General features: G+C 68.2%; 23 protein-coding genes. 10 read left to right on the forward strand and 13 right to left on the reverse strand.

The features are described from left to right. Positions 1-22: 22 nt before the first annotated feature. The 5 genes from ACWGE0_RS26755 to ACWGE0_RS26775 form a co-directional block, all read right to left on the reverse strand. Positions 23-478, reverse strand: a complete 456-nt coding sequence (locus ACWGE0_RS26755) for an SRPBCC family protein (protein WP_452263646.1) — start codon at positions 476-478, stop codon at positions 23-25. Beyond that, positions 475-777: an ArsR/SmtB family transcription factor gene (locus tag ACWGE0_RS26760; RefSeq protein WP_452263647.1), complete on the reverse strand. Its 303-nt coding sequence runs from the start codon at positions 775-777 to the stop codon at positions 475-477. The genes ACWGE0_RS26755 and ACWGE0_RS26760 overlap by 4 nt, the downstream gene beginning before the upstream one ends. 17 nt (positions 778-794) lie before the next feature. Further along, positions 795-1,499 (reverse strand): SGNH/GDSL hydrolase family protein, encoded by a 705-nt coding sequence (locus tag ACWGE0_RS26765; RefSeq protein ID WP_452263648.1) that lies wholly within the window; start codon positions 1,497-1,499, stop codon positions 795-797. A 91-nt stretch (positions 1,500-1,590) separates the two neighbouring features. Further along, the gene (locus tag ACWGE0_RS26770; protein WP_452263649.1) at positions 1,591-2,616 is read right to left on the reverse strand and encodes a lactonase family protein; all 1,026 of its coding nucleotides are present in this window, start codon (positions 2,614-2,616) and stop codon (positions 1,591-1,593) included. A gap of 177 nt (positions 2,617-2,793) precedes the next feature. Then, on the reverse strand, positions 2,794-3,624 hold the full coding sequence (locus ACWGE0_RS26775; protein WP_452263650.1) for a PPK2 family polyphosphate kinase: 831 nt from the start codon (positions 3,622-3,624) through the stop codon (positions 2,794-2,796). Between the two features lie 140 nt (positions 3,625-3,764). Here ACWGE0_RS26775 and rocD point away from each other — a divergent pair, with 140 nt between their 5' ends. From rocD to ACWGE0_RS26790, 3 genes are all read left to right on the forward strand, one after another. Continuing rightward, on the forward strand, positions 3,765-5,015 hold the full coding sequence (rocD, locus tag ACWGE0_RS26780) for an ornithine--oxo-acid transaminase (RefSeq protein WP_452263651.1): 1,251 nt from the start codon (positions 3,765-3,767) through the stop codon (positions 5,013-5,015). Positions 5,016-5,102: 87 nt separating this feature from the next. Further along, positions 5,103-6,488, forward strand: a complete 1,386-nt coding sequence (locus ACWGE0_RS26785) for a DUF2252 domain-containing protein (protein ID WP_452263652.1) — start codon at positions 5,103-5,105, stop codon at positions 6,486-6,488. Positions 6,489-6,545: 57 nt separating this feature from the next. Beyond that, complete coding sequence (locus ACWGE0_RS26790; protein WP_452263653.1) at positions 6,546-6,950, forward strand: GNAT family N-acetyltransferase; 405 nt, start codon at positions 6,546-6,548, stop codon at positions 6,948-6,950. On the opposite strand, the gene ACWGE0_RS26795 is transcribed toward ACWGE0_RS26790, so the two are convergent. Together ACWGE0_RS26795 and ACWGE0_RS26800 are read right to left on the reverse strand one after the other, a co-directional pair. After that, positions 6,947-8,542 carry an ABC-F family ATP-binding cassette domain-containing protein gene (locus tag ACWGE0_RS26795; RefSeq protein WP_452263654.1) on the reverse strand — a complete coding sequence of 532 codons (1,596 nt, stop codon included), beginning with the start codon at positions 8,540-8,542 and terminating at the stop codon, positions 6,947-6,949. The genes ACWGE0_RS26790 and ACWGE0_RS26795 overlap by 4 nt on opposite strands. 48 nt (positions 8,543-8,590) lie before the next feature. Beyond that, positions 8,591-8,836 carry a DUF3040 domain-containing protein gene (locus ACWGE0_RS26800; protein WP_319966866.1) on the reverse strand — a complete coding sequence of 82 codons (246 nt, stop codon included), beginning with the start codon at positions 8,834-8,836 and terminating at the stop codon, positions 8,591-8,593. A gap of 111 nt (positions 8,837-8,947) precedes the next feature. Here ACWGE0_RS26800 and ACWGE0_RS26805 point away from each other — a divergent pair, with 111 nt between their 5' ends. Further along, a complete protein-coding gene (locus ACWGE0_RS26805; protein WP_452263655.1) occupies positions 8,948-10,102 on the forward strand; it encodes a M48 family metalloprotease in 1,155 nt (384 codons plus the stop codon). Here the strand turns inward: ACWGE0_RS26805 and zapE are convergent. Next, complete coding sequence (gene zapE, locus ACWGE0_RS26810; RefSeq protein ID WP_452263656.1) at positions 10,091-11,080, reverse strand: cell division protein ZapE; 990 nt, start codon at positions 11,078-11,080, stop codon at positions 10,091-10,093. The genes ACWGE0_RS26805 and zapE overlap by 12 nt on opposite strands. A gap of 66 nt (positions 11,081-11,146) precedes the next feature. Between zapE and ACWGE0_RS26815 the strand changes: the two genes are divergently transcribed. Both ACWGE0_RS26815 and ACWGE0_RS26820 read left to right on the forward strand, forming a co-directional pair. Further along, positions 11,147-11,800, forward strand: a complete 654-nt coding sequence (locus ACWGE0_RS26815; protein ID WP_452263657.1) for a pyrimidine reductase family protein — start codon at positions 11,147-11,149, stop codon at positions 11,798-11,800. A 9-nt stretch (positions 11,801-11,809) separates the two neighbouring features. Further along, the gene (locus tag ACWGE0_RS26820; RefSeq protein WP_452263658.1) at positions 11,810-12,883 is read left to right on the forward strand and encodes an ATP-dependent DNA ligase; all 1,074 of its coding nucleotides are present in this window, start codon (positions 11,810-11,812) and stop codon (positions 12,881-12,883) included. 7 nt (positions 12,884-12,890) lie between these two features. Here ACWGE0_RS26820 and ACWGE0_RS26825 read toward each other — a convergent pair whose 3' ends face one another. Then, on the reverse strand, positions 12,891-13,760 hold the full coding sequence (locus ACWGE0_RS26825) for an EamA family transporter (RefSeq protein ID WP_452263659.1): 870 nt from the start codon (positions 13,758-13,760) through the stop codon (positions 12,891-12,893). A gap of 60 nt (positions 13,761-13,820) precedes the next feature. On the opposite strand from ACWGE0_RS26825, the gene ACWGE0_RS26830 reads away from it, so the two are divergent. The 3 genes from ACWGE0_RS26830 (at position 13,821) to ACWGE0_RS26840 (ending at position 18,063) form a co-directional block, all read left to right on the forward strand. Beyond that, positions 13,821-14,258 carry a nitroreductase family deazaflavin-dependent oxidoreductase gene (locus tag ACWGE0_RS26830; RefSeq protein WP_452263660.1) on the forward strand — a complete coding sequence of 146 codons (438 nt, stop codon included), beginning with the start codon at positions 13,821-13,823 and terminating at the stop codon, positions 14,256-14,258. 98 nt (positions 14,259-14,356) lie between these two features. Beyond that, on the forward strand, positions 14,357-15,859 hold the full coding sequence (locus tag ACWGE0_RS26835; protein ID WP_452263661.1) for an alpha/beta fold hydrolase: 1,503 nt from the start codon (positions 14,357-14,359) through the stop codon (positions 15,857-15,859). Between the two features lie 74 nt (positions 15,860-15,933). After that, positions 15,934-18,063 carry an ATP-binding protein gene (locus tag ACWGE0_RS26840; RefSeq protein ID WP_452263662.1) on the forward strand — a complete coding sequence of 710 codons (2,130 nt, stop codon included), beginning with the start codon at positions 15,934-15,936 and terminating at the stop codon, positions 18,061-18,063. A 275-nt stretch (positions 18,064-18,338) separates the two neighbouring features. Here ACWGE0_RS26840 and ACWGE0_RS26845 read toward each other — a convergent pair whose 3' ends face one another. The 3 genes from ACWGE0_RS26845 to ACWGE0_RS26855 form a co-directional block, all read right to left on the reverse strand. Next, positions 18,339-19,031 (reverse strand): DUF6319 family protein, encoded by a 693-nt coding sequence (locus ACWGE0_RS26845; protein ID WP_452263663.1) that lies wholly within the window; start codon positions 19,029-19,031, stop codon positions 18,339-18,341. 89 nt (positions 19,032-19,120) lie between these two features. After that, the gene (locus tag ACWGE0_RS26850) at positions 19,121-20,032 is read right to left on the reverse strand and encodes a DUF1996 domain-containing protein (protein WP_452263664.1); all 912 of its coding nucleotides are present in this window, start codon (positions 20,030-20,032) and stop codon (positions 19,121-19,123) included. Positions 20,033-20,128: 96 nt separating this feature from the next. Beyond that, positions 20,129-20,332, reverse strand: coding sequence for a hypothetical protein (locus tag ACWGE0_RS26855; RefSeq protein ID WP_452263665.1), 204 nt, complete (start codon positions 20,330-20,332; stop codon positions 20,129-20,131). Positions 20,333-20,594: 262 nt separating this feature from the next. Here ACWGE0_RS26855 and ACWGE0_RS26860 point away from each other — a divergent pair, with 262 nt between their 5' ends. Continuing rightward, complete coding sequence (locus tag ACWGE0_RS26860) at positions 20,595-21,224, forward strand: hypothetical protein (RefSeq protein ID WP_452263666.1); 630 nt, start codon at positions 20,595-20,597, stop codon at positions 21,222-21,224. Here ACWGE0_RS26860 and ACWGE0_RS26865 read toward each other — a convergent pair. Further along, entirely contained in the window at positions 21,212-23,809 is a 2,598-nt protein-coding gene (locus ACWGE0_RS26865; RefSeq protein ID WP_452263667.1) for an NACHT domain-containing protein, read from the reverse strand. The two genes, ACWGE0_RS26860 and ACWGE0_RS26865, sit on opposite strands and share 13 nt — an antisense overlap. Positions 23,810-23,834: the final 25 nt, after the last annotated feature.

A 23,834-nucleotide genomic window follows, 5' to 3' on the forward strand; every position in this document is an offset into this window, starting at 1 on the left:
TGCCACATTCACCGGGGCATGATCACACGAAGGCCGCCTGGAAGCCGAGCAGGATTCCGCCCCAGCCGCCCTCACCGCTGACGCCGCCGCGGACCCGCTCGGGCTTGGTGAAGTGCCGCTCGAACGCGCTGTGCACCAGTTCGACGCGGGTGCCGGAACCCTCTGGCGTGAAGGTGATCTCCACTTCAGACGCGCGTGCCGGATCTGGGTCGTAGTCCCAGTCGCCGTTGAGGTGCCAGGCGAGCAACAACCGTGACGGCGGCTCCCACACCTTCACCGAACCCCACTCGCACTCCGCGCCGTCGGTGCCGATCTCGTACCAGCGACCACCCTCGCGCGGTTCGACGACGACGTCCTTCAGGTCCGCCTCGCCGATGTGGTGCGCAGGCGGCCACCACGTCACGAACTTCTCCGTGAACACCTTGAACGCGTGGTCAGCGCCGGCGTTCACCAGCACCGATCTCCTGACTTCAGTCATTCTTCCTCCACCACCGCAGCGAAGTTCGCAAGTGCCTGACCCCAGACGTCGTCGAGGTAGTCGCGCATCGCGGCCACCCCTACGTGGTCGACTGAATACCGTCGACGAGTGCCCACGGCCTCGACGCGGACCAGCCGTGCCTCCTTGAGCACCTTGAGGTGCTGCGACACGGCCGGCCGCGACACGGGCAGCTCGGCGGCGATCTCCCCCACCGCCCGCGACCCGGCCACGAGCAGCGTGAAGATCTCGCGGCGGGTCGGGTCTCCGAGCGCCGCGAACGCCGTTTGGTAAGTCTCCACGAACGGTAAGTCTGAACTTACCTATGACCGGAAGTCAACGCCTCGAAGTACGCGGCCTGGCCTGCCTTGTTCGGGTGGTAGGAGTCGGCGGTCGGACTGACCAGCGCGTTGATCCACGGTTCGTCCGAGCACACGCCGTGGTCCGCAAACGCTTCCCTCACGTCGACGTACCGCGCACCGGCCCGTTCGGCCGCCGCGGCGATCACCCCGGACAGCTCGTCGGCGGCGTCGTTGAGCGCCCCACGTTTGACGACGGACAGCGTGCGGCACTGGTCGTTCGGCGTGAACAGCCGCGGATAGCCCAGGACGACCAGCCGGGCGTTCGGCGACGCCTGCTTGACCGTGGCGTAGGCGGCGTCGAGCCGGCCGGGCAGCTGCGAGTGGATGAAGTCGACCGCCTTGGCGACACGGGAGGAGCAGGCGCCGTCGCCCTTGAGCGTGCAGGTCGTCAGCACGTCGACGAACCCGAGGTCGTTGCCGCCGATGGTGATCGTGACGAACGTGGTGTTGGGGGTGAGGGCCTTGAACTGCGACCTGAGCGACTTCGTGGTCGCCCCGCTGCACGCGACGAACTTGGACGACGGGAAGTCCGCGCTCTGCAACGCCGGATAGGCGTTCGAACTGCGGCGGCACGAGCCGTCCACATAGGAACCGGCGCCCGCACCGGACGCGTAGGAGTCGCCGAGTGCGACGTACTCCGGCGCGATCGGTGCGGGCGCCATCTGCAGAGCTGCTACTTGGACAACTGCGAGTACTCCAGCCATAAGACCCATAGGGCCGGAGTACCACTGTGGACGGTCGACCAGAAGGGCATTAACCCAGTCGTGTGGGCAGCACGCAGACCGGAATCGCGGTCTGCAGCGGCGTCCCGGACGGCGTCAGCTTGCCCGTCGCCCTGTCCACCGCGAACGACGTCACGTTGTTCGAGTTCTGGTTGGCCGCGAACAGGAACGACCCGGACGGGTCGAGGATGATGTGCCGCGGGTACTTGCCCCCGACCGGCGTGTGCCCGACCAGCGACAGCCCGGTGGCGTTGGTCGCGAAGTGCGCGACGCTGTCGTGCCCGCGGTTCGACAGGTAGACGTGCTTGCCGTCGGCGGAGACCAGCACCTCGGCCGGGTAGTTCGTCGGGCTGCCGGACGGCGCGGTCGGCAGCGACTGCCCCGGGGTGAGCCTGCCGTCCGCGTAGGCGCAGGTCACGATCGTCGAGTTCAGCTCGTTCGCCACGTACGCGGTCTTGCCGTCCGGGTGGAACGCGATGTGCCGCGGTCCGGCGCCGCCCTTGAACTTCGCCTGCGACACCTGGGTCAGCTTGCCGCCGATGAACGAGTAGACGAACACCGAGTCGGCGCCGAGGTCGACCGCCGCCGCGTACTTGCCGGCCGGGTCGAACACGATGTGGTGCGCGTGCGGGCCTTCCTGGCGATCTTTGACCGGCCCGGAACCCTTGTGCTGCACCTTCTGCGTGCGCGCGGCGAGGCTGCCGTCCGGGTTCACCGGGAACACGCTGAGCGAGCCCGACGAGTAGTCCGCGGTGATCAGGAACTTCCCGGACGGGTCGAGCGTCAGGTGACACGGGTCCGCACCGCCGGTCGCCTGCTTGTTGACCACCTTGAGGGTGCCCGCGTTGATCGCGGTGACCTCGCCCTTGGTGTTCTCGTTGACCGCGTACAGGAAACGGCCGTCGCGCGACTCGATCACGAAGGACGGGTTGACCACGCCCGCGATCACGCCTGTCGTCTTCAGCTGGCCGTTCGCCGTGTCGTAGGTGCCGATGCCGATGCCTTTGGCGCCACCGCTCCACGTCGTGTAGGCACCGAAGAACACTCTCCGGCTCACAGGTGCCGCTTCCGCGGTTCCTCCGGTCATCAGCAGTCCAGCTCCCACACCCATGGCTCCGAGAAAACGTCGCCGGTCCACACCCACGTCCGCACCTCCGGGATACTCTCGTCGGCGGCGCGACCCACAGTGGCCTAGACCATCGCGGTCAGGCAATAGGTGCAATGAAGATTGCGTCTAGCGCAACGGGTCGGCGGAGATCAGCCGGGCCTTCTCGGCCTCGATGTCGTAGACCGGCGGCGGGAACTTCGGGTCCATCTCGCGCATCGTCTCCAGCAGCAACCGGCTCACGGCCCAGTTCCGGTACCACTTGCGATCAGCGGGAACGGCGTACCAGGGCGTGTCAGCGCAGTTCTTCAACGCCTGGGTGTACGCGTCCTGGTACTTGGACCACTTCGAGCGCACGTCGATGTCGGCCGGGTTGTACTTCCAGTGCTTGCGCGGATCGTCCAAACGGGCAAGCAGCCGTTCCTTCTGCACCTCGGGCGAGATGTGCAGGAAGCACTTGATGACCGTGGTGCCGGAGTCGGCGAGTTCCTGCTCGAACGCGTTGATCTCCTTGTAGCGCCCCCGGATCTCCGCCGCCGTCAGCAGACGCTCCACCTTGGGCACGAGCACGTCCTCGTAGTGGGAACGGTCGAACGCGCCGATGCGGCCCTTCGCGGGCAGCACCTTCTTGATCCGCGTGAGGAAGTGCTGGCGCCGTTCGGCGGGAGTCGGTTTCTTGAACGACGCGATGCTCACGCCCTGCGGGTTCACCAGGCCGACGACGTGACTGACCACACCGCCCTTGCCCGAGGTGTCCATGCCTTGCAGCACGAGCAGCACCGCGCGAGAGTTCTCCGCGTAGAGCGCTTCCTGCAGGTCGTCCAGCTCGGCCCCGGTGGCGGCGAGGTCCTCGGCCGCCTCCTTCTTGGTCTTGGGGCCGATCGGCCGACCGGCCGGGTCGAGGGTGGAGAGATCCACCTCGTCGAGCCGCAGGGCTTCACGAACCGACTTCTTCGCCATCAACAGACCGTAGCGATTCACCGCCGATTCCGCCCACTGTGCAAGGAGTCACCACTGATTGGTGAATCTACGCAACGAACTGAGGCAGTGCGCAACGCTTCACGGTCGAAATCGCTTGTTCCGGACCCTAGCCTTGGAGGATGACCGCCATCGCTGACCACCACACCGCGGGAACCATGAACCTGGCTGGCGCTGACTACATCGCCCTCGACGAGGAATGGAGCACGCACAACTACCACCCCCTGCCGGTGGTCCTCTCGCACGGCGAGGGGTCGTGGGTCACCGACGTCGAAGGCCGCCGCTACCTGGACTTCCTGTCCGGCTACTCGTCGCTGAACTTCGGCCACCGCCACCCCGCCCTGGTGGCCGCCGCCGTCGAGCAGCTCGGCCGCGTCACGCTGACCAGCCGCGCGTTCCACCACGACCAGTTCGGTCTGTTCTGCCGTGAGCTCGCCCAGCTCACCGGCACCGAGATGGTGCTCGCGATGAACTCCGGCGCCGAGGCCGTGGAGTCCGCGATCAAGGTCGCGCGCAAGTGGGCGTACCAGGTCAAGGGCGTGCCGGAGGGCACGGCCGAGATCATCGTGGCCGGCTCGAACTTCCACGGCCGCACCACCACCATCGTGTCGTTCTCGACCGACGAGACCGCGCGCAACGACTTCGGCCCGTTCACGCCGGGCTTCAAGGTGGTCAAGTACGGCGCCCTCGACGAGGTCGAGTCCGCGATCTCGCCGCGCACCGCCGCCATCCTGATCGAGCCGATCCAGGGCGAGGCAGGCGTCGTCGTGCCGCCCGCCGGCTACCTGGCCGGGATCCGCCGTCTCTGCGACGAGCACAACGTCCTGATGATCGCCGACGAGATCCAGTCCGGGCTCGGCCGCACCGGCACGTTGTTCGCTCTCGACCACGAGGGCGTGCGCGCCGACCTCTACACGCTGGGCAAGGCACTCGGCGGCGGCATCCTGCCGGTGTCCGCCGTGGTCGGCTCCAAGGCCGTGCTGGGCGTGCTGAAGCCCGGCGAGCACGGGTCGACGTTCGGCGGCAACCCGCTCGCGTGCGCGGTCGGCCGTGCCGTCGTGCGGCTGCTGGAGACGGGCGAGTTCCAGGAGCGCTCGCGCGAGATGGGCGCCTACCTGCACGCCGAGCTGAACAAGCTGGTCGGTCACGGGGTGGCCGAGGTGCGCGGGCGCGGGCTGTGGGCCGGCGTCGAGATCGCGCCGGGCGGTCCGATCGGCCGGGCGGCCTCCGAGGCGCTGTCCGCACGCGGCGTGCTGTGCAAGGAGACGCACGCGTCGACGCTGCGGGTCGCGCCGCCGTTGGTGATCACCCGCGACGAGATCGACTTGGGCGTTCAGGCGATCGCGGAGGTCGTTCGTCCCGATTTGGGCTGATTTTCACGCCTGGCCAGGTCACAAATGCGGCGGACGAGCCACCTGGTTCGTCCGCCGCAGGCATGATGACTCGTATGGGTGAACCCAGTGAGTAGGCAGAGCCGGGCTGAAGCAGCAGCGGCGCTGGGCACGTGGACTGAGCCGGAAGAGGTCTACGCGCAGGGCCGCGCGTTGCGGTCCTCTGTGGACTTCAAGGCGCACCGCACCGCCTCGCTGGCCGCTGACCGGCCTTCGGTGCTGGAGTTCATGCGGGCCAGCAACTCCGGGCGGCTCGAGTCCCTGATCCCGTTGCGGGTCGGCCGCATGCTCGCCAACCCGTTCGCGTTCTTCCGAGGCGCCGCCGGGCTCCAGGCCGGCGATCTCGCCACCGGGTGCACGACCGGGCTTCACGCTCAGTTGTGCGGTGATGCACACGCAGCGAACTTCGGCCTCTACGGCACGCCCGAGGGCCAGATCGTCATGGACATCAACGACTTCGACGAGACGCTGCCCGGCCCGTGGGAGTGGGACCTCAAGCGGCTCGTCGCCTCGCTGGTGCTCGCCGGCCGCACCGGTGGCGTGTCGGACAAGGGCTGCCGCGACGCCGCGGAGGACGCCGTGCGCGCGTACCGGGGCACGATCCGGCACCTCGCGGAGATCCCGTTCATGGACTCGTGGACCGCGCTGGGCGACGAGTCGACGCTGTCGAAGGTCAAGGCCGACGACCTGCTCAACGACTTCTCCAAGGCCGCCGAGAAGTCGCGCAAGAACACCAGCGCCCGGTTCGCCGCGAAGTGGACCGCGCACGACGGCGAGAAGTGGCGGTTCATCACGAACCCGCCGACGTTCACGGACGTCACCCCGGCCACCGAAGAGGCCGTGATCGCCGCACTGCCGTCCTACGTGGACACTCTGCGCGAGTCGCGGACGAACCTGATCATGCGCTACGGCGTGTCGGACGTGGCGTTCCGCGTCGTCGGCACCGGCAGCGTCGGCCTGCGCAACTACCTGATCCTGTTGCACGGCAACGGCTCCGAGGCGTTGGTTCTGCAGGCCAAGGAAGCCAGGCCGTCCGCACTGCAGCCGTTCCTCGACGTCGAGCCCGCCAAGCACGAGGGCAAGCGCATCGTGCACGGCGCGCGGCTCGTGCAGGCCGAGACGGACATCCTGCTGGGCTGGACGACGATCGAGGGCCGGCCGTTCATCGTGCGGCAGTTCCGCAACCGCAAGGGCGAGATCGACGCGACCACGTTGAAGCGCGACGACCTCGACGACTACGGCCGCTTCGCCGGTGCTCTGCTGGCTCGCGCACACACGCGTTCACTCGATCCCCGCCTGCTCGCCGGGTACTTCCAGAACGGTGGCGGCGACGACCTGGACGAGGCGTTCGCCAAGTACGCGTTCGACTACGCAGACCAGACCGAGGCCGACCACGCCTCGTTGGTCAGCCTCGTCAAGAACGGGAAGCTGCCCGCGGTCGTCGAGGACCGCTGACGCGCCGACGGCCCGCGCACGCCGGGGGTCGCCGGAAACTTCGCTTAGCCTGGGATCATGAAGATCCGCCGCGCCGCCTCGCCCGACGAAGTGCTCGCCGCCGGGCACCTGTTCGACGCGCCTCCCGTGCCCGAGGCGACCGCGCGGTTCCTCGCCCAGGACCACAGCCACCTGCTGATCGCCTACGTCGGCGACCAGCCGGCCGGTTTCGTGTCCGGCGTGGAGACAACACATCCGGACAAAGGCACCGAGATGTTCCTCTACGAGCTGGGCGTGGACGACGCGTTCCTGCGCCGCGGCATCGGCACCGCGCTGGTGGAGGCCTTGAAAGCCCTTGCGACGGAACGGGGTTGCTACGCGATGTGGACCGGCACCGCCGCGGGTGACACGGCGGCGCAGGCCACCTACAAGAAGGCGGGCGGGGCGATCGACGACGGCGCGTTCGTCAGCTGGGAACTTTAGGTCCAGACGGGTTCGTCTACTTCGGACACCTTGCCGTCCGCCCGGAAGTGCAGGAACCGGTCGAACGACTTGGCGAACCACCTGTCGTGCGTGACCGCGACGACCGTGCCCTCGAAGTCGTTCAACGCGTTCTGCAACGCCTCCGCCGACGCGAGGTCGAGGTTGTCCGTCGGCTCGTCGAGCAGCAGCAACGTGGCCCCGGACAGCTCCAGCAGCAGAATCTGGAACCGCGCCTGCTGCCCGCCCGAGAGGTTCTCGAACCGCTGGTCACCCGCCTTGTCGAGCCCATAGCGGCTCAGCACGGACATCGCCGCGCCCCGATCCTTGCCGGAGCGCTGGCCCTCGCCGTGCCAGAGGATGTCCACGAGCGAGCGGCCGAGCCATTCCGGGTGCTGATGCGTCTGCGCGAACAGCCCCGGCACAACGCGCGCGCCGAGCTTCCACGCACCGCTGGTTCGCACTTCGTCCCCGCCCAGCAGCCGCAGGAAGTGGCTCTTGCCCGAGCCGTTGGACCCCAGCACCGCCACCCGGTCGCCGAAGAAGATCTCCTGCGAGAACGGCCTCATCAGCCCGGTCAGCTCCAGCTGCTCGCAGGTGATCGCGCGAATGCCGGTGCGCCCGCCCTTGAGCCGGGGGTTGACCTGCTCGTCCTGCGCGATCTCCGGCGGCGGTCCTGCCTCCTCGAAGCGTTGCAGACGCGCCGCCATGACCCGGTACTTCGGCGCCATCGACTCGTAGTACTTCGCCTGCTGCTGGAGGGTTCTGACGAGCTCCTTGAGGCGCTCGTGCTCCTCGTTCCAGCGGCGATGATCTTCCTTGAGCTTCTCGATGCGCTTCTCGCGGGCGGCGTGCCAGGTGCCGAACGACCCCGGATGCGTCCACGCGGAGTGCGCCTCAACGGTGACGACGTGCGTCGCGGCGTTGGCCAGCAGCTCGCGATCGTGGCTGACGACGAACACGGCCTTGTCGGTGGCCTTCAGACGTTCTTCGAGCCAGCGCTTGCCGGGAACGTCGAGGTAGTTGTCCGGTTCGTCGAGCAGCAGCACCTGTTCGTGGCCGCGCAACAACGTCTCGAGGACCAGCCGTTTCTGCTCGCCGCCCGACAGCGTGCGCACCTCGCGGAACCGTGCCCGGTCGTAGGGCAGGCCGAGTGCGGCGACGGTGACGGTGTCCCAGAGGACCTCGACGTCGTACCCGCCGGCCTCGCCGTAGCTGCTGAGGGCGTTGGCGTAGCGCATCTGGGCGGCTTCGTCGTCGGTGTCCATCAACGCGAGCTCGGCGTCGTCGAGCTCCTTGGTCGCGCGTTGCAGCGCTTCAGGAGCGACGGACAGCAAGAGGTCGCGCACGAGTGACTCGTCCCGGACCGAGCCGATGAACTGCGGCATCACCGCGAGCCCGCCCTGCACGTGCACACTGCCCTGCTTGGGGATGAGCTCGCCGGCCAGGATCCGCTGCAGCGTCGTCTTGCCCACGCCGTTGGCACCCACCAGCGCGACAACAGTGCCACCGCTCACCTTGAACGAGACGTCGCGAAACAACTCCCTGCCGTCCGGCAAGGCGTACGCGAGCCCGTTCGCTTCCAGATAACCCACGCCGCAGATGGTCGAGGTTGTGCCGTTCAGGCGCCAGCGAGTTTCCGGTCACCGAAAGCGGATCGGGTACCTCTGCAGCACCAGCACGCCGGCCGTCACCAGGAGGCACTGAAAGGCGGGGCCGAACGCACCGATCACCATCAGCAGCACCGTGAGGCCACCGAAGACGAGCAGGAGCGCGTAAATCAACCACGGCCGCACCTTGCGGTTCATGGTGCGAGCGAGTCTCGGTTCATCGGCTAACAACCGCTGCTCGATCTCCTCGAGCGAGCGGCGTTCGGCTTCACTCAGCATGGGTGCCTCCGGAAGACGTCGGGACGTCATCATTCCCGCTCGTCACCCAGTGGATACTCGAACGCCGCCTGAGTCAAACTCGGACTTGGCCATTCAGTCATACTCCCGCGCATGCCTGGGGGATATTCCAAGAAGCTCGCGCTCAGACTCGACGCTCAGCAGTACGCCGCGTACGAGGGCACGCCACCCACCCGCCCCGAGTGGACGACGGTCCGCGCCGCTCTGGTCGCGTTGTCCGCGGTGCTGGTGCTGATCGTGTCGGGACTCGCTCTGCTGGGCGGATGGCTCGTGGTGCGGGACTTCCCGTCGTTCTTCTCGATCGTCGCGGGGATCCCGGTGCTGCTGGTCGCGTGGGCGCTGCGGCCCCGGCTCTGGAGTGCGGAGGACGTGTGGCATGAGCTGCACCGCGACGACGCACCGGTGTTGTTCGCGCTGCTCGACCGGATCGCGACGGCCGCAGGCACGCGGATGCCGGACCGGGTGGCGCTGGACGCCGACTTCAACGCGTCCGCGGGGACCCACGGGTGGCTCCGGAAGCGGACGCTGACGATCGGCCTGCCGTTGTTCGGGGTGCTCACTCCCCAGCAGCGGGTGGCGGTGCTGGGACACGAGTTCGGGCACTTCGTGAACGGCGACCCGGCGCGCGGCCTGCTCACCCAGCCCGCGGTGCGCACACCGTTGATCCTGGCAGACCTGGTGCGGCCGTCGGAGACGTTCGTCAGCGACAACCTGTGGGGCCAGCTCGCCGAGCGGGCGATGTGGCCGTTCCAGATGTTGCTGCAGCGGTTGTTCCTGCTGATCGGCACCGGTGTCATCGCGGTCGCGGCGCGCGACCACCAGCGGGCGGAGTACTGCGCCGACGCCCTCGCCGTCCGGCTGGCGGGCACGGCGGCGGCCGAGGCGTCGATGATCGACCTCGCGTCCGCCGAGCAACTGATGGGCTCGATCGCGGCCGTCGAACGCGGCACCCAGGCGAACGTCGAAACGGCCCGCCGCAACCATCCCGGTGCGGCGCGGTGGCGGGAAGCCGCGGACGCGTGGCGGGCATCGGCGGACGTCGGCGACGTGCTGGACAGGTCGGTGACGGAGAAGGCGTCGCTGTGGCACGACCACCCGCCGGCAGGACTGCGCGCCCGGATCGTGAAGTCGTGGCCGTACACCGATCCGTCGGTCGTCCTCAGCGACGCCGACTCGGCGAGGATCGACGCCGAGCTGCACCGCTTCTACGCCCGTGCGGGCCGGGACATCGCCTGGTCAGCGGCTTAGCGCCACCAGTCGGGAGACCGCTCGCAGGTACTTCTTGCGGTACCCGCCGCGCAGCATCTCCTCGGTGAACAGGTCCGACAGCGGCTGCCCCGACACGGCCACCGGGATGTCGCGGTCGTAGAGCCGGTCGCCGAACGCCACGAGCCGCAGCGCCACCGACTGGTCCGGCGCGGGCTTGACGTCCTTGAGGTGCACGGCCGACACACCGTCGACGAGCCTGCCGTACTTCGACGGGTGGATGCGGGCGAGCGCTTTGCACAGCTCGTCGAAGTCGTCGATGGTCGAGCCCTGGGTGTTCGCGGCCTTGGTCAGCAGTTCGGAGTCGGACATCGGCGGCGGGGCATCGGGCAGGCCGCGGTGGCGGTAGTCCGGGCCGTCGACGCGCACGACGTCGAACTTCGAGGACATCGACTGGATCTCGCGCAGGAAGTCGGCCGCGGCGAACCGGCCCTCGCCGAGCTTGTCCGGCAGCGTGTTCGAGGTGGCGGCGACGAACACCCCCGCCGCGATCAGTTCCTTGATCAGCCGCGTGACCAGCATGGTGTCGCCGGGGTCGTCGAGCTCGAACTCGTCGATGGCGAGCAGCTTGTGGGCGCTCAGCCGTTTGACGGCCTCGGGGAAGGTCAGCACGCCGACGAGGTTGGTCAGCTCGACGAACGTGCCGTACGCCTTGGGACCGGGGACCGCGTGCCACAGCGAGGCGAGCAGGTGGGTCTTGCCGACGCCGAAGCCGCCGTCGAGGTAGAGGCCGAGCTTTCCCTCGTCGTCGGTGCGAGACCCGAACAGCGACCACTTCTTCGGCTTCACGCTGACCCGCGCGGCGAACAGGCGGCCGGCCTCGACCGCGGCGGCCTGGCTGGGCTCGTCCGGGTTGGGGAGGTAGCTGTCGAAGCTGACGTGGTCGAACCTCGGTGGCGGCACCAGGTTCTCGATCAGTTCGTCAGCCCCGATCTGGGGATCCCGGTCGGACAGGCGCATGCCCGCAGCCTATCGGCGTGATGGGATGTGTTCGTGCAGATGTTGTGGCCCTCACCGGGCGTTGAGATGACCGACACAGCCCTCGAGTCGCTCTACGCCTATCCACCGGACCGGACGTGGGTGACCGCGAACTTCGTGTCCAGCGTGGACGGTGCGGTGTCGGTCGACGGACGGTCCTCCGGGCTGGGTTCGCCCGCCGACAAGCAGATCTACTCGCTCGGCCGCGAGCTGTCCGACGTCGTCATGGTCGGTGCGGGCACCGTGCTGATCGAGGGCTACCGGGGCGCGCGCCGGGAACGGCCGTTGCCGATCGCCGTGGTGACCGCACGCGGAACGCTCACGCCGGACCTGCCGCTGTTCACCGACACCTCGGTGCCGCCGATCGTGATCACCTGCGCGTCCGCCCAGCTGCCGCCGCTGCCCGCCGAGGTGATCATCGCCGGGGAGGACGAGGTCGACCTGGGGGTGGCCGTCGCGGAGCTCGCGGCGCGGGGCCTGCACAAGATCAACCTGGAGGGCGGGCCGCGACTGTTCGGGACGATGATCGCCGACGGCCTGGTCGACGCGCTGAACCTGACGGTGTCGCCGCTGCTGACGGTGGGCGACTCCTCGCGGATCGCGCACGGCACGGTGATCCCGCCCGTGGATCTGACGCTGACCTCGGTCCTGCGGGCGGACGACGTGCTGTTGCTGCGGTATCAGCGGCGAAATTCCAGCTGAAGAGGCAGTATGGCGCGCGTGGACCTACCGCTGACGCCACCGTTGCAGCCCATGCTCGCTACCGCGGTCGACGGTATACCGGATACCGCCGACCTGTTGTTCGAGCCGAAGTGGGACGGTTTCCGCTGCGTGGTGTTCCGCGCGGGCGACGAGGTCCTCCTGCAGTCCCGCAGCGGCAAGCCCCTCAACCGCTACTTCCCCGAGGTCGTCGCCTCGATGCTGGAGGTGCTGCCCGAGCGCGTGGTCGTCGACGGCGAACTGGTCGTGGCCAAGAACGAGGAGCTGGACTTCGACGCGCTGTCCGAACGCATCCACCCGGCGGCCTCACGCGTGACGATGCTGTCCGAGTCGACACCGGCCACGTTCGTCGCGTTCGACCTCCTGGCCCTGGGCTCCGAGGTCCTGCTGGAGTCGCCGACGGTCGCCCGCCGCGAGGCCCTGCTGAAACTGCCGGACCTGAACATCACACCGGCCACCACCTCGGTGGAAACGGCCCGCGAGTGGTTCACGCTCTTCGAAGGCGCCGGTCTGGACGGCGTGATGGGCAAACTCCAAGACGGCCCGTACACCCCTGGCAAGCGCTCGATGATCAAGGTGAAGCACGCCCGCACCGCCGACGTGGTGCTGGCCGGCCTGCGCTGGCACAAGGACACCGAACCGGGCACCGCCGTCGGCTCGCTGCTGCTGGGCGTCTACGACTCGAACGACCTGCTGCACCACATCGGCGTCTGCGGCTCGTTCAAGGCCGCCGAACGCCGCTCGCTGGCGGAGGAGCTGGCGCCGCTGATCACCGAGTCCGACTCGCACCCGTGGGCCAACCCTCAGCCAGGCCAACGGATTCCCGGCGAGATCAACCGGTGGCGCGGCAAGCAGGCCGAGTACGTGGCGCTGCGCCCCGAGCGAGTCCTGGAGATCCACTACACCCAGACCGAGGGCGAACAACCCGTGCGGCTGCGGCACAACGGCCAGTTCGCCCGGTGGCGCCCGGACCGCGAGCCCCTGTCGTGCCGCTACGACCAGCTGGAGATCCCGGCCCGCTACGACGTGGCGTCGGTGCTGAAGGGCGAACTCCGCGCCCGCTGACCACCAGCTACACGTCGGGCCGCGCCGTCCGCGTGCTCCCGACCGAGGCGATCACGACACAACACACGGCGACCCACTGCGCCGGCTTGAGCTGCTCCCCCAGCAACAGCAGGCCCGCCACCGCGGCCACCGCCGGTTCCATCGACATCAGGATCCCGAACACCCGCGGCGGCATGCGGCGCAGCGCCTCGAGCTCCAGCGAGTACGGGATCACCGACGACATCAGCGCGACCGCGACGGCCGCCGCGAGCACGACCGGGTCGAGCATCGCGGTGCCCGCCGACGAGATGCCGAACGGCAGCGCGATCGCGGAGCCCACGACCATCGCGAGCGCCAGGCCCTTGCCGTCGTTCGACCTGCTGCCGAGCTTCGCCGCCAGCAGGATGTAGCCCGCCCAGCACGCGCCCGCGGCCAGCGCGAACAGCACGCCCGTCCACAACAGACCGCCCTGCACGCGCGTCAGCAGCACCACGCCGGTACCCGCGAGCAGCACCCACACGCCGTCGAGCCAGCGCCGTGAGCCCGCGACCGCCACCGCCAGCGGGCCGAGGAACTCGATCGTCACCGCCGCGCCGAGCGGGATGCGTTCGAGTGCCGCGTAGAAGCAGAGGTTCATCGCGCCGAGAACCACGCCGTAGCTCACGACGATGACGAGTGTGCGGCGGTCCATCCGCAGCGACGGGCGCCAGATCGCGACCAGCACGATCGCGGCGACGACCAGTCGCAACGTCACGGTGCCCGCCGAGCCCGCGACGGTGAACAGCTGCTTCGCGAGGGCCGCGCCCACCTGCACGCTGACGATGCCGAGCAGCACCAGCGCCGTCGGCGGGATGCCTCCCATCAGCCGGGCGACGGGCAGCCGATCAGCGTGAGCCATGGGCCCATCCTGACTCACGCTTTTCCCACCGGGCATCCGAATAAGAGGAAGGTGGAGCCCGTGAAGACCTCTCAGGCACCACCGCTTCGTGTCATGCGCGTGATCAGCCGGGTGAACGTCGCCGTCTACCGGCTCACCGGAGGACGCGTCATGAGCACGCTCAACGGCTGCCCGATCTGCCTGGTCACCATGACCGGCGCCAGGTCGGGAAAGCGGATCACCCTCCCGTTGATGTGCACGCAGGACGGCGACGACGTGGTCCTGGTGGCGTCGATGGGCGGCGCGCCGAAGAACCCGCCCTGGTACTACAACCTCAAGGCGCATCCCGAGATCGAGATCCAGCTCGGATCCCACCGGCGGGCGATGCGCGCGGCCGAGGCGGACGACGAGCAACGGGCACGGCTGTGGCCGCTGGCGGTGCGGGCCTACCCGCCGTTCGAGGAGTACCAGGAGCGCACGACGCGGCGGATCCCGATCTTCGTCTGCACCCCCGCCTGACTCACTGGATTCTCACCTCGTGCATGCGACGCTCGTGGTCCGGAGTGTGAACGAGAGTGAGGAATTCTGTGCGTCGCGCTGCCTTGGCCCTACTGGCAGTGAGCGTGCTGACGGCGTGCAGCGCGGGTCCCTCGAACAGGCCGGTGATCGCGGTCAAGGGCGAGGAGAACCAGCCCGTCGACCAGAGCACGCTCGCGGGGCCACAGCCCGTGCCACCGCTGAGCGAGTACAAGACGGACTCGCTCGCGTGGACGGCGTGCAACGAGCAGATGAAGGACCGCCTCGGTGCCGACGCACCCCAGGGCGACCAGAAGTACGAGTGCTCGCGCATGACCGTCGTGCTCGACCCGCCGGGACGTCCCGGCCGCGGCACCCTCGGCATCGCGTTGATGCGCGTCGGCACCGGCAAGAGCGCGCTGGTCGTCGTGAACGACCCCGGCGGCGAGCCCGGCACGATGAAGGCCGCGCGGCTCGCGGCGACGTTGCCCAAGGAGATCCTCAGCACGTACACGATCATCGGCATGGACCGTCGCGGCACGGGCCGTTCGGACGGCATGTCGTGCGTGCCGCAGGCAACGCGGGCACAGCTCGTCGAGTACGACCCCGCCGAGACCGAGCAGTCGAACCTCGTGGTCGCCGCGGGTGAGGCGTCGCAGGAATGCGTGCTCGACCTCGAAGGCAGGCTCACCGCGTTCGACTCGTGGCGCGCGGCCGCCGACCTCGAACGACTCCGCGACTACCTGGGCACCGATCGCCTCAACGCCATCGGCCTGGGCGAGGGCTCACGCGTCATCACGACCTACGCCCAGCGCTACCCGAGCCGCATCGGCCGCACGGTCCTCGACGGCGCCCCGGACCCGACGCTCGACCAGGTCGGCGTCCTCGAATCCCGTGCGGTGGCGGCCGAAGCGACGTTCGCCGCGTTCGCCACCGACTGCAAGACCCGCGGCTGCGCCCTGACGAACCCGCGCGAGGACGTCCAAGCCCTTCTGACCCAGCTGCGCACCACGCGAGTCCGCGGCGAGTACGTGGACCTGACGCCCGGTTCCGCGCTGAACGCGATCCTCGCCGGCCTGGCGGACCGTTCGCGCTGGCCACAGCTCACCGACGCGCTGGTGAAGGCGCGCGCTGGCGACGGCAGCGGCCTGTTCGCCCTGCTCGACCCGCTCGTGAACGACCTCGACGAGAACCCGCCGCGCTTCGACGCCGGCCTGGTGGTCGGCTGCAACGACACCGCCACCCGCATCCCGCCGGACCGTGTGAAGGCGCTGACCGCGGACTGGCAGGGCAAGCACCAGCTGTTCGGCGCGCTGTTCGCCCGCCAGTTGCTGCACTGCAACCCGTTCCCGCCGCCCAAGGCCGAGAAGGTCGACGCACTGAAGAGCGCGCCGCCCATCGTCGTGCTCAGCACGGCCAACGACCCCTACACCCCCGCGCCCGGCACCGAACACACGGCGCAGCGGCTGCCGGGGTCGGCGTTGATCGGATGGCAGGGCAGTGGGCACGGAGCCCTGGGTTTGTCCGGGTGCGCGACCACAGCGGTGCGCGACTACCTGATCGACGCGAAGGTGCCGTCGAACGGCACCGTCTGCCCGCCCTGATCTGATCCGCCACATGGCTGATCGGAGACCGCGGTCCCCGACACCGGGCCAGGAACTCCGTAGCCTCGACGAGCATGGACGGTGAGCACACCAACCAGCTCTACGGCGGTGCGAGCAACGTTGTGCAGATCCGGGACGTCCAGGGTGATCTGTACGTGCGTCAGCCCGAACCGTCCATCCGTCCCGTGATACCGCACCAGCTTCCGGCTGACATCCGGCAGTTCAGCGGCCGGGAGAACGAGCTTCGGCAACTCGACGCACTGCGCGTCGAGAAGTCCGCCGCACCATCCGCGGTCGTCATCTGCGCGATCGCCGGTACCGCAGGTGTCGGCAAGACCGCCTTGGCTGTGCGGTGGGCGCACCGTGCCCGCACACACTTCCCCGACGGCCAGCTGTACGTGGACCTGCTCGGGTACTCGCCCGACGCGCCGGTCACCGCGGCCCAGGCCCTCGAGGGCTTTCTGCACGCCCTCGGCGTGTCCGGCGACGCGGTTCCACCGCGGCTCGACGATCAGGCCGCCCTGTACCGGTCGCTCTTGGACGGACGCCGAATGCTGGTCGTGCTCGACAACGCCAGCACCCCGGAACAGGTGCGTCCACTCGTCCCCGGCTCCAGCAGCTGCTTCGCCCTCATCACCAGCCGCAGTGGCCTGGCCGGCCTGATCGCCCGCAACGGCGCTCAGCGACTTACCCTGGACCTGTTGTCCCACAACGAATCCCTCAGTCTGCTCGGCGACCTCGTCGGCGACGGCCGGGTCGCGGCCGAACCGCACGCCGCCACGATCCTGGTCGACCAGTGCGGCAGGCTGCCGCTGGCGCTGCGAGTGGCGGGCGAACGAGCGGCGTCCGAGCCCGACCTTCCCCTGAGCGAACTCGTCGTCGAACTGCAGGACGAACGCAGTCGTCTGGACGTGCTGTCCAGTGATGACGAACAGGATGCGAGCACCGCGGTACGCGCGGTCTTCTCGTGGTCGTACCGCGGTCTTTCTCCTCACAGTGCGAGGCTGTTCCGGTTGCTCGGCCTGCACCCCGGCCCCGACTTCAGCGCACCGGTGGCCGCTGCGCTCGCCGGTGTCGCCCTGCCGCAAGCGAAACGGCTCCTGCAGACGCTCGCCGCGGCACACCTCATCCAGGCGAACGGTCCAGGCAGGTACCGGTTCCACGACGTGCTTCGCCTCTACTCGGCCGAACTGGCCGAGTCGGAAGAGCCGGCCGAGTCCCGTCTCGAGGCGGCTCGCCGCATGCTCGGCTGGTACCTCCACGCCGCCGGCGCCGCTGACCACCTCCTGCTGCCGCTGTTCACGGCACCCATGGTCGAACTGCCGGAAATGCCGGCCGCTCCCCCACCCTTCACCTCACGTCGCGAAGCCCTGGCGTGGTGCGAGACCGAAGGGGCCAACCTCGCGGCGGCGGCCCGCTACGCGGCCCAGCTCGGCGAGCACTCACTGGCCGCGAAGTTCCCTCGAGTGCTGTGGAGCTACTACGACCTGCGTAAACCGTGGACCGACTGGATCGCCACCTACGAGCTCGGACTGTCGTCCGCCCGGTTCCTGGGCGATGACAGGAGCCACGCCTGGATCGTCAGGTCGCTCGGCGTGGCGTACTACGACCTCCAGCGCTTCGACAAGGCCGCTGCGCTCTTCGAGGAATCATTGACGATTCGCCGGAACATCGGCGACCTCGCCAGTACTCCCGGCAGCCTCGACATGCTCGGCTCCACCTACCGCAAGCAGGGGAACGTCGACGCCGCGCTCGAATGCCACCGCGAGGCACTCGCGATCCGGCTCGAAGGCGGCAACAAGCGTGGTATAGCCGTCACGCTGAACCGGCTGGGTTCCACCTATCGTGACCTCGGACGCTTCGACGAGTCACTCGATCACCTGAACAGATCGCTCGCGCTCAGGCGGGAGATCGGCGATCTGCACGGACAGGGTTTCGCTCTCCACAGCATCGGAGCCACCTACGAGCAACTCGGCCAGCTGAACGAGGCCATGGAGGCCTACCGGCAGTCGCTGGTCGTCCGCACGGAAATCGGCGACAGGCGCGGGGAGGCCGAGATCCTCTACTGCCTCGGGAGCATTCAGCTCCGCAGAGGTCAGGCCGACCAGGCGCGCCAGGCGTGGACGGAAGCTCTGGCGATCCTCAGTGATCTCGGCGCGCCTCAAGCCTCAGATGTGCGCCGGCAACTGGAAGCACTCGCGTAGCGGCCGAGCATGATGCTGGGGAGCCTTCCGCGTGACCACGACGCGGAAGGCTCCCCAGCCGAATCTTGGTGTCAGCAGCTCGAACAGCAGCCGCAGCCGGGACCCGTGCACCCGGAACAGCACCCACACGTACCCATCAGGGCCTCCCCGTCCTCCAAGCCGGACCTGCGCGGGACCTCCGCGCATCCCACGGTCCGCCCCGGCACCAGCCCTGGGAACCCCTCTCACCCGAACGCGTACGGACAACTACCGGGGAGTCGCAGCGCGTGACGCCGCTATGCGCCCAGGTCGTCCAAAGCCTTCTGCGCTGCCTCCAGTTCGGCCCGCAATTGCTCCACCCGAGCCAGTTGCTGAGCACGCGCCGCGTTCAGAACGCCCTCGACGATCTCGGCGACCTCGGGCGTCAGCAGCTTCGAGGCCTGCGACACCGAAGCAGGTGACACCGGGGTCGGGCGGACCGCCCTTCTGGTGCCCTGCAACACCTCCACGGTCCACTCGCCGTCGCCCGTCGACACCAGGGTCACCGTGACCTCGGGTGTCGCGCCCTTCGACGACGGCTTGCGCGCGGGTTTCGCGGCGGCAACGGGCTCGGCCGCGGGGGCGGCCGCGGGTTTCGGCTTGGGGGCCGCGGGTTTCACCGGCGCCTCCGGGACGTAGGGGTGAATGATCTCAGTCTCGCGCGGCGGCTCCGGTGGCGCAGGAGGTGGGGTCGCCGGCTTCTTGCGCGGCGGGGGTTTCTCCAGCGTCAGCTCGGCCGGGGAGAAGGACATCTCGTCCTTCGAGCCCGTGGGCCGGACCTGGATGAAATCGCCCTCTTCCGGGTCGGTGAACGCCAGCAGCTTCGCCGACCTCCCCGCCTCCATGCCCACCGCGGCCGCCGTGAACCACACCAGCGGCTGGGTGCCTCCATCCAGCTGCGAGCGCAGGCTGTCGACGTCGTCCGCCGACAGCCCGCTCTTCTTCGCCATCGCGCTGCCTCCCCAACCGTTCGAACACCTGTGCCCCAGCATGCCCTACACCCCTGACAATTCTGAGCACCGGGTCGGCAGCAAGATCACTAAGGGTTCCCGTTGGTCCCGCAGATGTAACCCGCGTTGATGCAGTTGCGGACCCGTCGTTCCAGCTCGGCGGGGTCCCAGGCGTTCATGAAGTCACCGTGGAACGTGTAGCCGGGCGCGCTTGTCACATTGGCTCCGCCGACCGTGCCGCCCAATGACAACCCGGCGCCGTTCACCGGATAGGTGATCAGCAGCTCCAGCCGCGGCACCACCACAGGATGCGACGACGGGCAGACCAGCCCCACCGCGAACGTCATGTGGTCACGATGGTTCGCCGAGTCGAGATCCCTGCCGTTCCAACAGGTCGGGAAGTCCAGATAGGTCTCGACCTTGGTGCCTGCCGGGCAGACCAGGAAGTCGCGGCTCGACGGCGACTGCGTCGTGCACGACCACCGCGCCGCGGGGTTCTCCGCGGGCGACGCGGCCTTGGAATTCCCCACCACGTAACGCAACCCCTGCGGATGCGCGACCGCCCGCGTGCGGTCGTGAATGCCCTGGTAGTAGATCGTCACGCTGTCCGGTGCGACGGGCTGACCGTTCTTGTACAGCGTCGGCACCCAGTACGCCGACTTGTCCGAGATCGGATCGCAGTTCGTCGTCCCGGCCCGCAACGACGTCAGCGTCGAGAACGCGTTCGTCGTCCGGTTGCCGAAGAACTCGTGCATGTGGGAGACACCCGACTGGTTCTGAAACACGATCGGGTCATTCTGCCCGCGATGACTGGACGCACAGGTGACCCGGAACTCGGACCCCGGGATCGCCTGTTGCTCGACCATCGCCCGCGCCTGCTCAGCGCTGTAGACGTGACTGTGCCCCGCGTGCGACACCGCCGGCCGCTGTCCCACCACGAGCCCTGCCGCCACGAGCGACATCGCCACCGCCGCGATGCCGATCGCTCCTCGAATCCGCACGTGCATTGAAACTCCTCTCGCACCACAGTGTGTGAGAGCGCTCTCATGACAGGTACGGTAAACCCGGTTGCCTGTGCATGTCCACGTGAGGGTTGCTCAGTCTTCTTCTTCGGCGCGCAGCCGGTACTCACATCCGTACTCGACCGCGTACGACAGGTCGTAGACGTGCACGATCTTGGGCCCGCCGTGCAGGTGCACGTGGGTGACGGTCCGCTTCGGGTCCTCCGGCGCTGACGGCAGCGAGTCGACCCGGCCGTCGAGGGGACCGCCGACGTACCGCACAACATAGGCCTGGGACATCGCGACCTCCTCTCGTATCCGTCTCATTCTACGAGGTCGGCCGCTGGATCCGTTCCCGATACAGCCAGTTGGCTCACATCCCGAACCACCAGACGGCGCGCTCATCGCCTCCATGCCAGGAGCCTCACCCGACCACCGCAGAACACAACCGGATTAACCCCTACGGCCGTTTCGATCGCATCATGCTCTGTATCAGCGTTGTCACATGCTGTGGCATCTGCTCACTCAGGCAACCCGTGACCAGCTGCTCGGGAACTGCGCCGTGTACCAGAAGTTCCTGGAGCACCACTCCGACGTTTCGTTCAGAAGCGCACAAACCGACTGGCGTGTGACCCATTGGAACGATCACACAGTGGTTCGTTCCAACGGCGATGCGGTGATCAACCTTCAGATCCGCGTGCGGGCCGCTGCGCAAGGGGCCAGATACTTCCAGATAGTGCTGGGCTCCGGTCGAGATGACCTGGAATGGCAGGAGATGAGGTACGTCCGGGCAGCGGTCGAGGTACGAGGCGGCGATTCCCGGTGGTACAGCACCACCCGATGGCTCCCGAACGACAAGCTCCAGATAGGAATCCATTGCTTCGCCGCACATCTTCAGATGGGAGAAGAACTACGGCTCTGCTACACGGTGAGCTGGCCTGGCAGGGACCAGGTCCTGATGTCGGGCGAGCCCGACGCTTTCACGTACTACTGGAACTACCCGGTCCCCTACCTGCGCTACCTGGTGGAACTTCCCGAGGGAAGCCGAGTTCACCCTGAGCTGGTGTCGTTGAACCCGGTCGACGACAACTATTCCTTCAGCATCAAGAAATCCGCGGTCGAGCTCATCGTCCACGAGATAGCCGCTCGCCGCAGAGTCGGCATGAGGCTGCAGCTGCTTCAGGCGTTGTAGGCGACGAACGACACGTGCCCGGACTTCCAGGACAGAAGCAACTCGCGGACGGGCTCCATCTCCACGCCCTCACCAGAGTAGAGCCGCATCCGCTCGCCGAACGCCAGGCGTCCGGCCGGACTCGGCGCCGCTGGAACGGGCACCCGGAAGTGGTCGAGCAACCGAACCGGCAACTGCCACGGAACGTTCGCTTCGAAGGCAGCGGTCCCGAGCACGGCGATGAGCCCGGCGAACCCGTCCAGCCCGAACCCGAACGTCTTGACCAGGTGTGCCACCGCAACCCGGTCGAACTCGGCGATGATCGCCGGCAGCGCCGATCGCGGGAGAGGCAGCACCGCACGCCAGCTGGGCGCGAGCACCTTCAACGCGGGATTGGGCGCCCTGCCGTCACCGATCGCCTTGACCACGGGCCCGGCCACGTACTCCACCGGCTCCCCCGGCAACAGGGCGTACACCAGCGACGCCACCCCGTGCCGGGCCACGAACGCACCGGGCTTCATGAGGCTGTGCCGCGCTTCCCCCAGGTCAGCCTCGTAAGCGGCCGCAGGCACTCGTACGACCATTCCGGCGCCCTGCCGCAGGTCTGTCCGAGCGGCACGCTGGGACGCGGTGCGTGCCAGGATCGCTCGAGCCACGGTGGCGGTGCCGGTGCGTTTGACGAACCGAACGGCCCGCAGCGAGGAGTACAGGAACCGGTCACCGGTTCTGCCGAGCAGCCCGAAAGCGTGCTCCAGCAAGGCTTCCGCCGTGCTCCGGCGAATGTTGTTGTGTTCGAGGAACGTCACGCAGAACGTGACGACCGCGAGCTCCGCTCCGACATCCGGCCGGCGCCGCACATCCTCCAGGAACAAGCGAACGCACGCGTCGCCGCCATCAGCCCGGTTGACGTCGTACATCTGCAACGCGATCTGCGGCACGACCGAGCTCTTGCCGGACGTGATCATGGGCAGCAGATACCCGGCGATCTGTTCCGAGCTCTCACAGGTCCGGAGGACGTAGCAAGCGGTGTAGTACTCCATGAACGTGCGGTGGGTGAAGCCGAACCGCCGCTCGCCGTCCAGCGAGGTGTCGACCTGGGTGAGCACCCAAGCCCGCTCCGCGCAGTAGTCCAGGAAGTCCCGCGCCTGCTGGTGGTACGACCGCGCGCCCTCCTCCTCCCGCTCGCGCAGATGAGCGACCACGAGCCGCAGGAGTGTCGTCTCGCCCTCGTCGCCCTGCCCGCCAAGGGTGAAGAAGAAATGTTGCGCCAGTTCCTGCACCAGGAACTTCGCGAGCTTCACCGATGACCTGATGACCGACGGCACCTGGCTCACGGAGTCCCAGCGCACCAGCATGAGCTCGGAACACTCGCGGTAGACGTCGGCGGTGTTCTCCGGGATGTAGCCCTCACTTTGGTACAGCATGCAGAGCAGGGAAAGCATCAACGGATTCGACCGCAGGTCCAGCACGTGGGCGCTGTCGCGCAGAAACGCCGCCGCACGCGACTCACCTCCGTCCACAACCCCGTGCACCAACGAGAACCACATGCGGGCGTAGTACTCGACCTGGTCGCTGTCGAAGTCGGGAAGCCAGTGCACGGGGAACTTGACGGCGTCGAGCATCGCGACCGGGTAGCTCTCCTCCCGGCACGTCACCACGATGTGCGCCAACGGAAAACGTGCGGCGAAGGCCTCGATCGCCACCACCGACGCACGCCTCGAATGGATGTCACCGACCTCGTCCAGCCCGTCGAACACCACGAGCCCGGCGCCCGTGTCGAGGAGGTCGGCGATGTGCTGCCGGGGCACCACCCGCTGCGTCAGCGGCCGCAACTCACGCGCGATGATCGTGACGAAGTCGTCCACGATCTCCTGGTGGCGTTTGAGCTGCACGAGCAACGGCACCCGCGCACCCTCCGCCGCCGCACGATGGATCAGACGCCGGATGAACGTGCTCTTGCCCGCACCGGGATTGCCCACGAGGACGAACCGCCGGTCGGTCATGCTGTCCTCGCTCGTCAGCGTGCCGAGGTCGCCCCTGGCGTCCTTCCTGCACACGTTGCGCGGCACGTAGATCCGCTCGGTCGGGAAGCGGAAGTCCGCCTTCGAATGCGGCATCACCATGCGTTCATACGCCTGGCCCATCGCCGCGCGGACAACCTCGCCGGTCCTGGCCGACTCGGTGCGCCTGCCCAGATCGACGGCCAGCGCGAGCCGCTCTGCGATGGGACGTTCCGGCCCGGTCACCGCGATCACGATCTTGTCCTGCGGATCGACGGCATGGGTGCGGGCCGGCGCGTTGAGCTCGATCAAGTCCCACAGCGAGGACGCGAAGGCCCGTGCTTCCTCACTGTCGTTCCCCACCGCGCGAACCAGTTCGAGCTGGAATGCCTGAGCGAGTTCCGCGCGTTCCTGAGCGTGGTGGAACTCGCCCGACTCGGTGTTCTCCAGCTGGCACAGCAGTTCGAACAAACTCGCGCAGTCGGGTCCGCGCAGGTAGCCCTCGACGCGGTGCAGTTGTGGCTCCGCGATCGGCGTGGGCGACTCGTGCACCCAGGCGACGGCGGTCTGCGCCATCGCGGCCACCACCGTCGAGATCCCCGTCACCTCTGGTGAATCGGTGCCAAACGGT

This window comes from Lentzea sp. NPDC054927 (assembly GCF_053610285.1).

What these genes read in the sequence shown, in the direction of transcription:
- ACWGE0_RS26815 (WP_452263657.1), top strand. Translation starts at nt 11,147, where the DNA reads ATGACCGACACAGCCCTCGAGTCGCTCTACGCCTATCCACCGGACCGG.
- ACWGE0_RS26800 (WP_319966866.1), bottom strand. Translation starts at nt 8,836, where the DNA reads ATGCTGAGTGAAGCCGAACGCCGCTCGCTCGAGGAGATCGAGCAGCGG.
- ACWGE0_RS26825 (WP_452263659.1), bottom strand. Translation starts at nt 13,760, where the DNA reads ATGGCTCACGCTGATCGGCTGCCCGTCGCCCGGCTGATGGGAGGCATC.
- ACWGE0_RS26820 (WP_452263658.1), top strand. Translation starts at nt 11,810, where the DNA reads ATGGCGCGCGTGGACCTACCGCTGACGCCACCGTTGCAGCCCATGCTC.
- ACWGE0_RS26840 (WP_452263662.1), top strand. Translation starts at nt 15,934, where the DNA reads ATGGACGGTGAGCACACCAACCAGCTCTACGGCGGTGCGAGCAACGTT.
- ACWGE0_RS26755 (WP_452263646.1), bottom strand. Translation starts at nt 478, where the DNA reads ATGACTGAAGTCAGGAGATCGGTGCTGGTGAACGCCGGCGCTGACCAC.
- ACWGE0_RS26845 (WP_452263663.1), bottom strand. Translation starts at nt 19,031, where the DNA reads ATGGCGAAGAAGAGCGGGCTGTCGGCGGACGACGTCGACAGCCTGCGC.
- rocD (WP_452263651.1), top strand. Translation starts at nt 3,765, where the DNA reads ATGACCGCCATCGCTGACCACCACACCGCGGGAACCATGAACCTGGCT.
- ACWGE0_RS26775 (WP_452263650.1), bottom strand. Translation starts at nt 3,624, where the DNA reads ATGGCGAAGAAGTCGGTTCGTGAAGCCCTGCGGCTCGACGAGGTGGAT.
- ACWGE0_RS26765 (WP_452263648.1), bottom strand. Translation starts at nt 1,499, where the DNA reads ATGGCGCCCGCACCGATCGCGCCGGAGTACGTCGCACTCGGCGACTCC.
- ACWGE0_RS26790 (WP_452263653.1), top strand. Translation starts at nt 6,546, where the DNA reads ATGAAGATCCGCCGCGCCGCCTCGCCCGACGAAGTGCTCGCCGCCGGG.
- ACWGE0_RS26805 (WP_452263655.1), top strand. Translation starts at nt 8,948, where the DNA reads ATGCCTGGGGGATATTCCAAGAAGCTCGCGCTCAGACTCGACGCTCAG.
- ACWGE0_RS26855 (WP_452263665.1), bottom strand. Translation starts at nt 20,332, where the DNA reads ATGTCCCAGGCCTATGTTGTGCGGTACGTCGGCGGTCCCCTCGACGGC.
- zapE (WP_452263656.1), bottom strand. Translation starts at nt 11,080, where the DNA reads ATGCGCCTGTCCGACCGGGATCCCCAGATCGGGGCTGACGAACTGATC.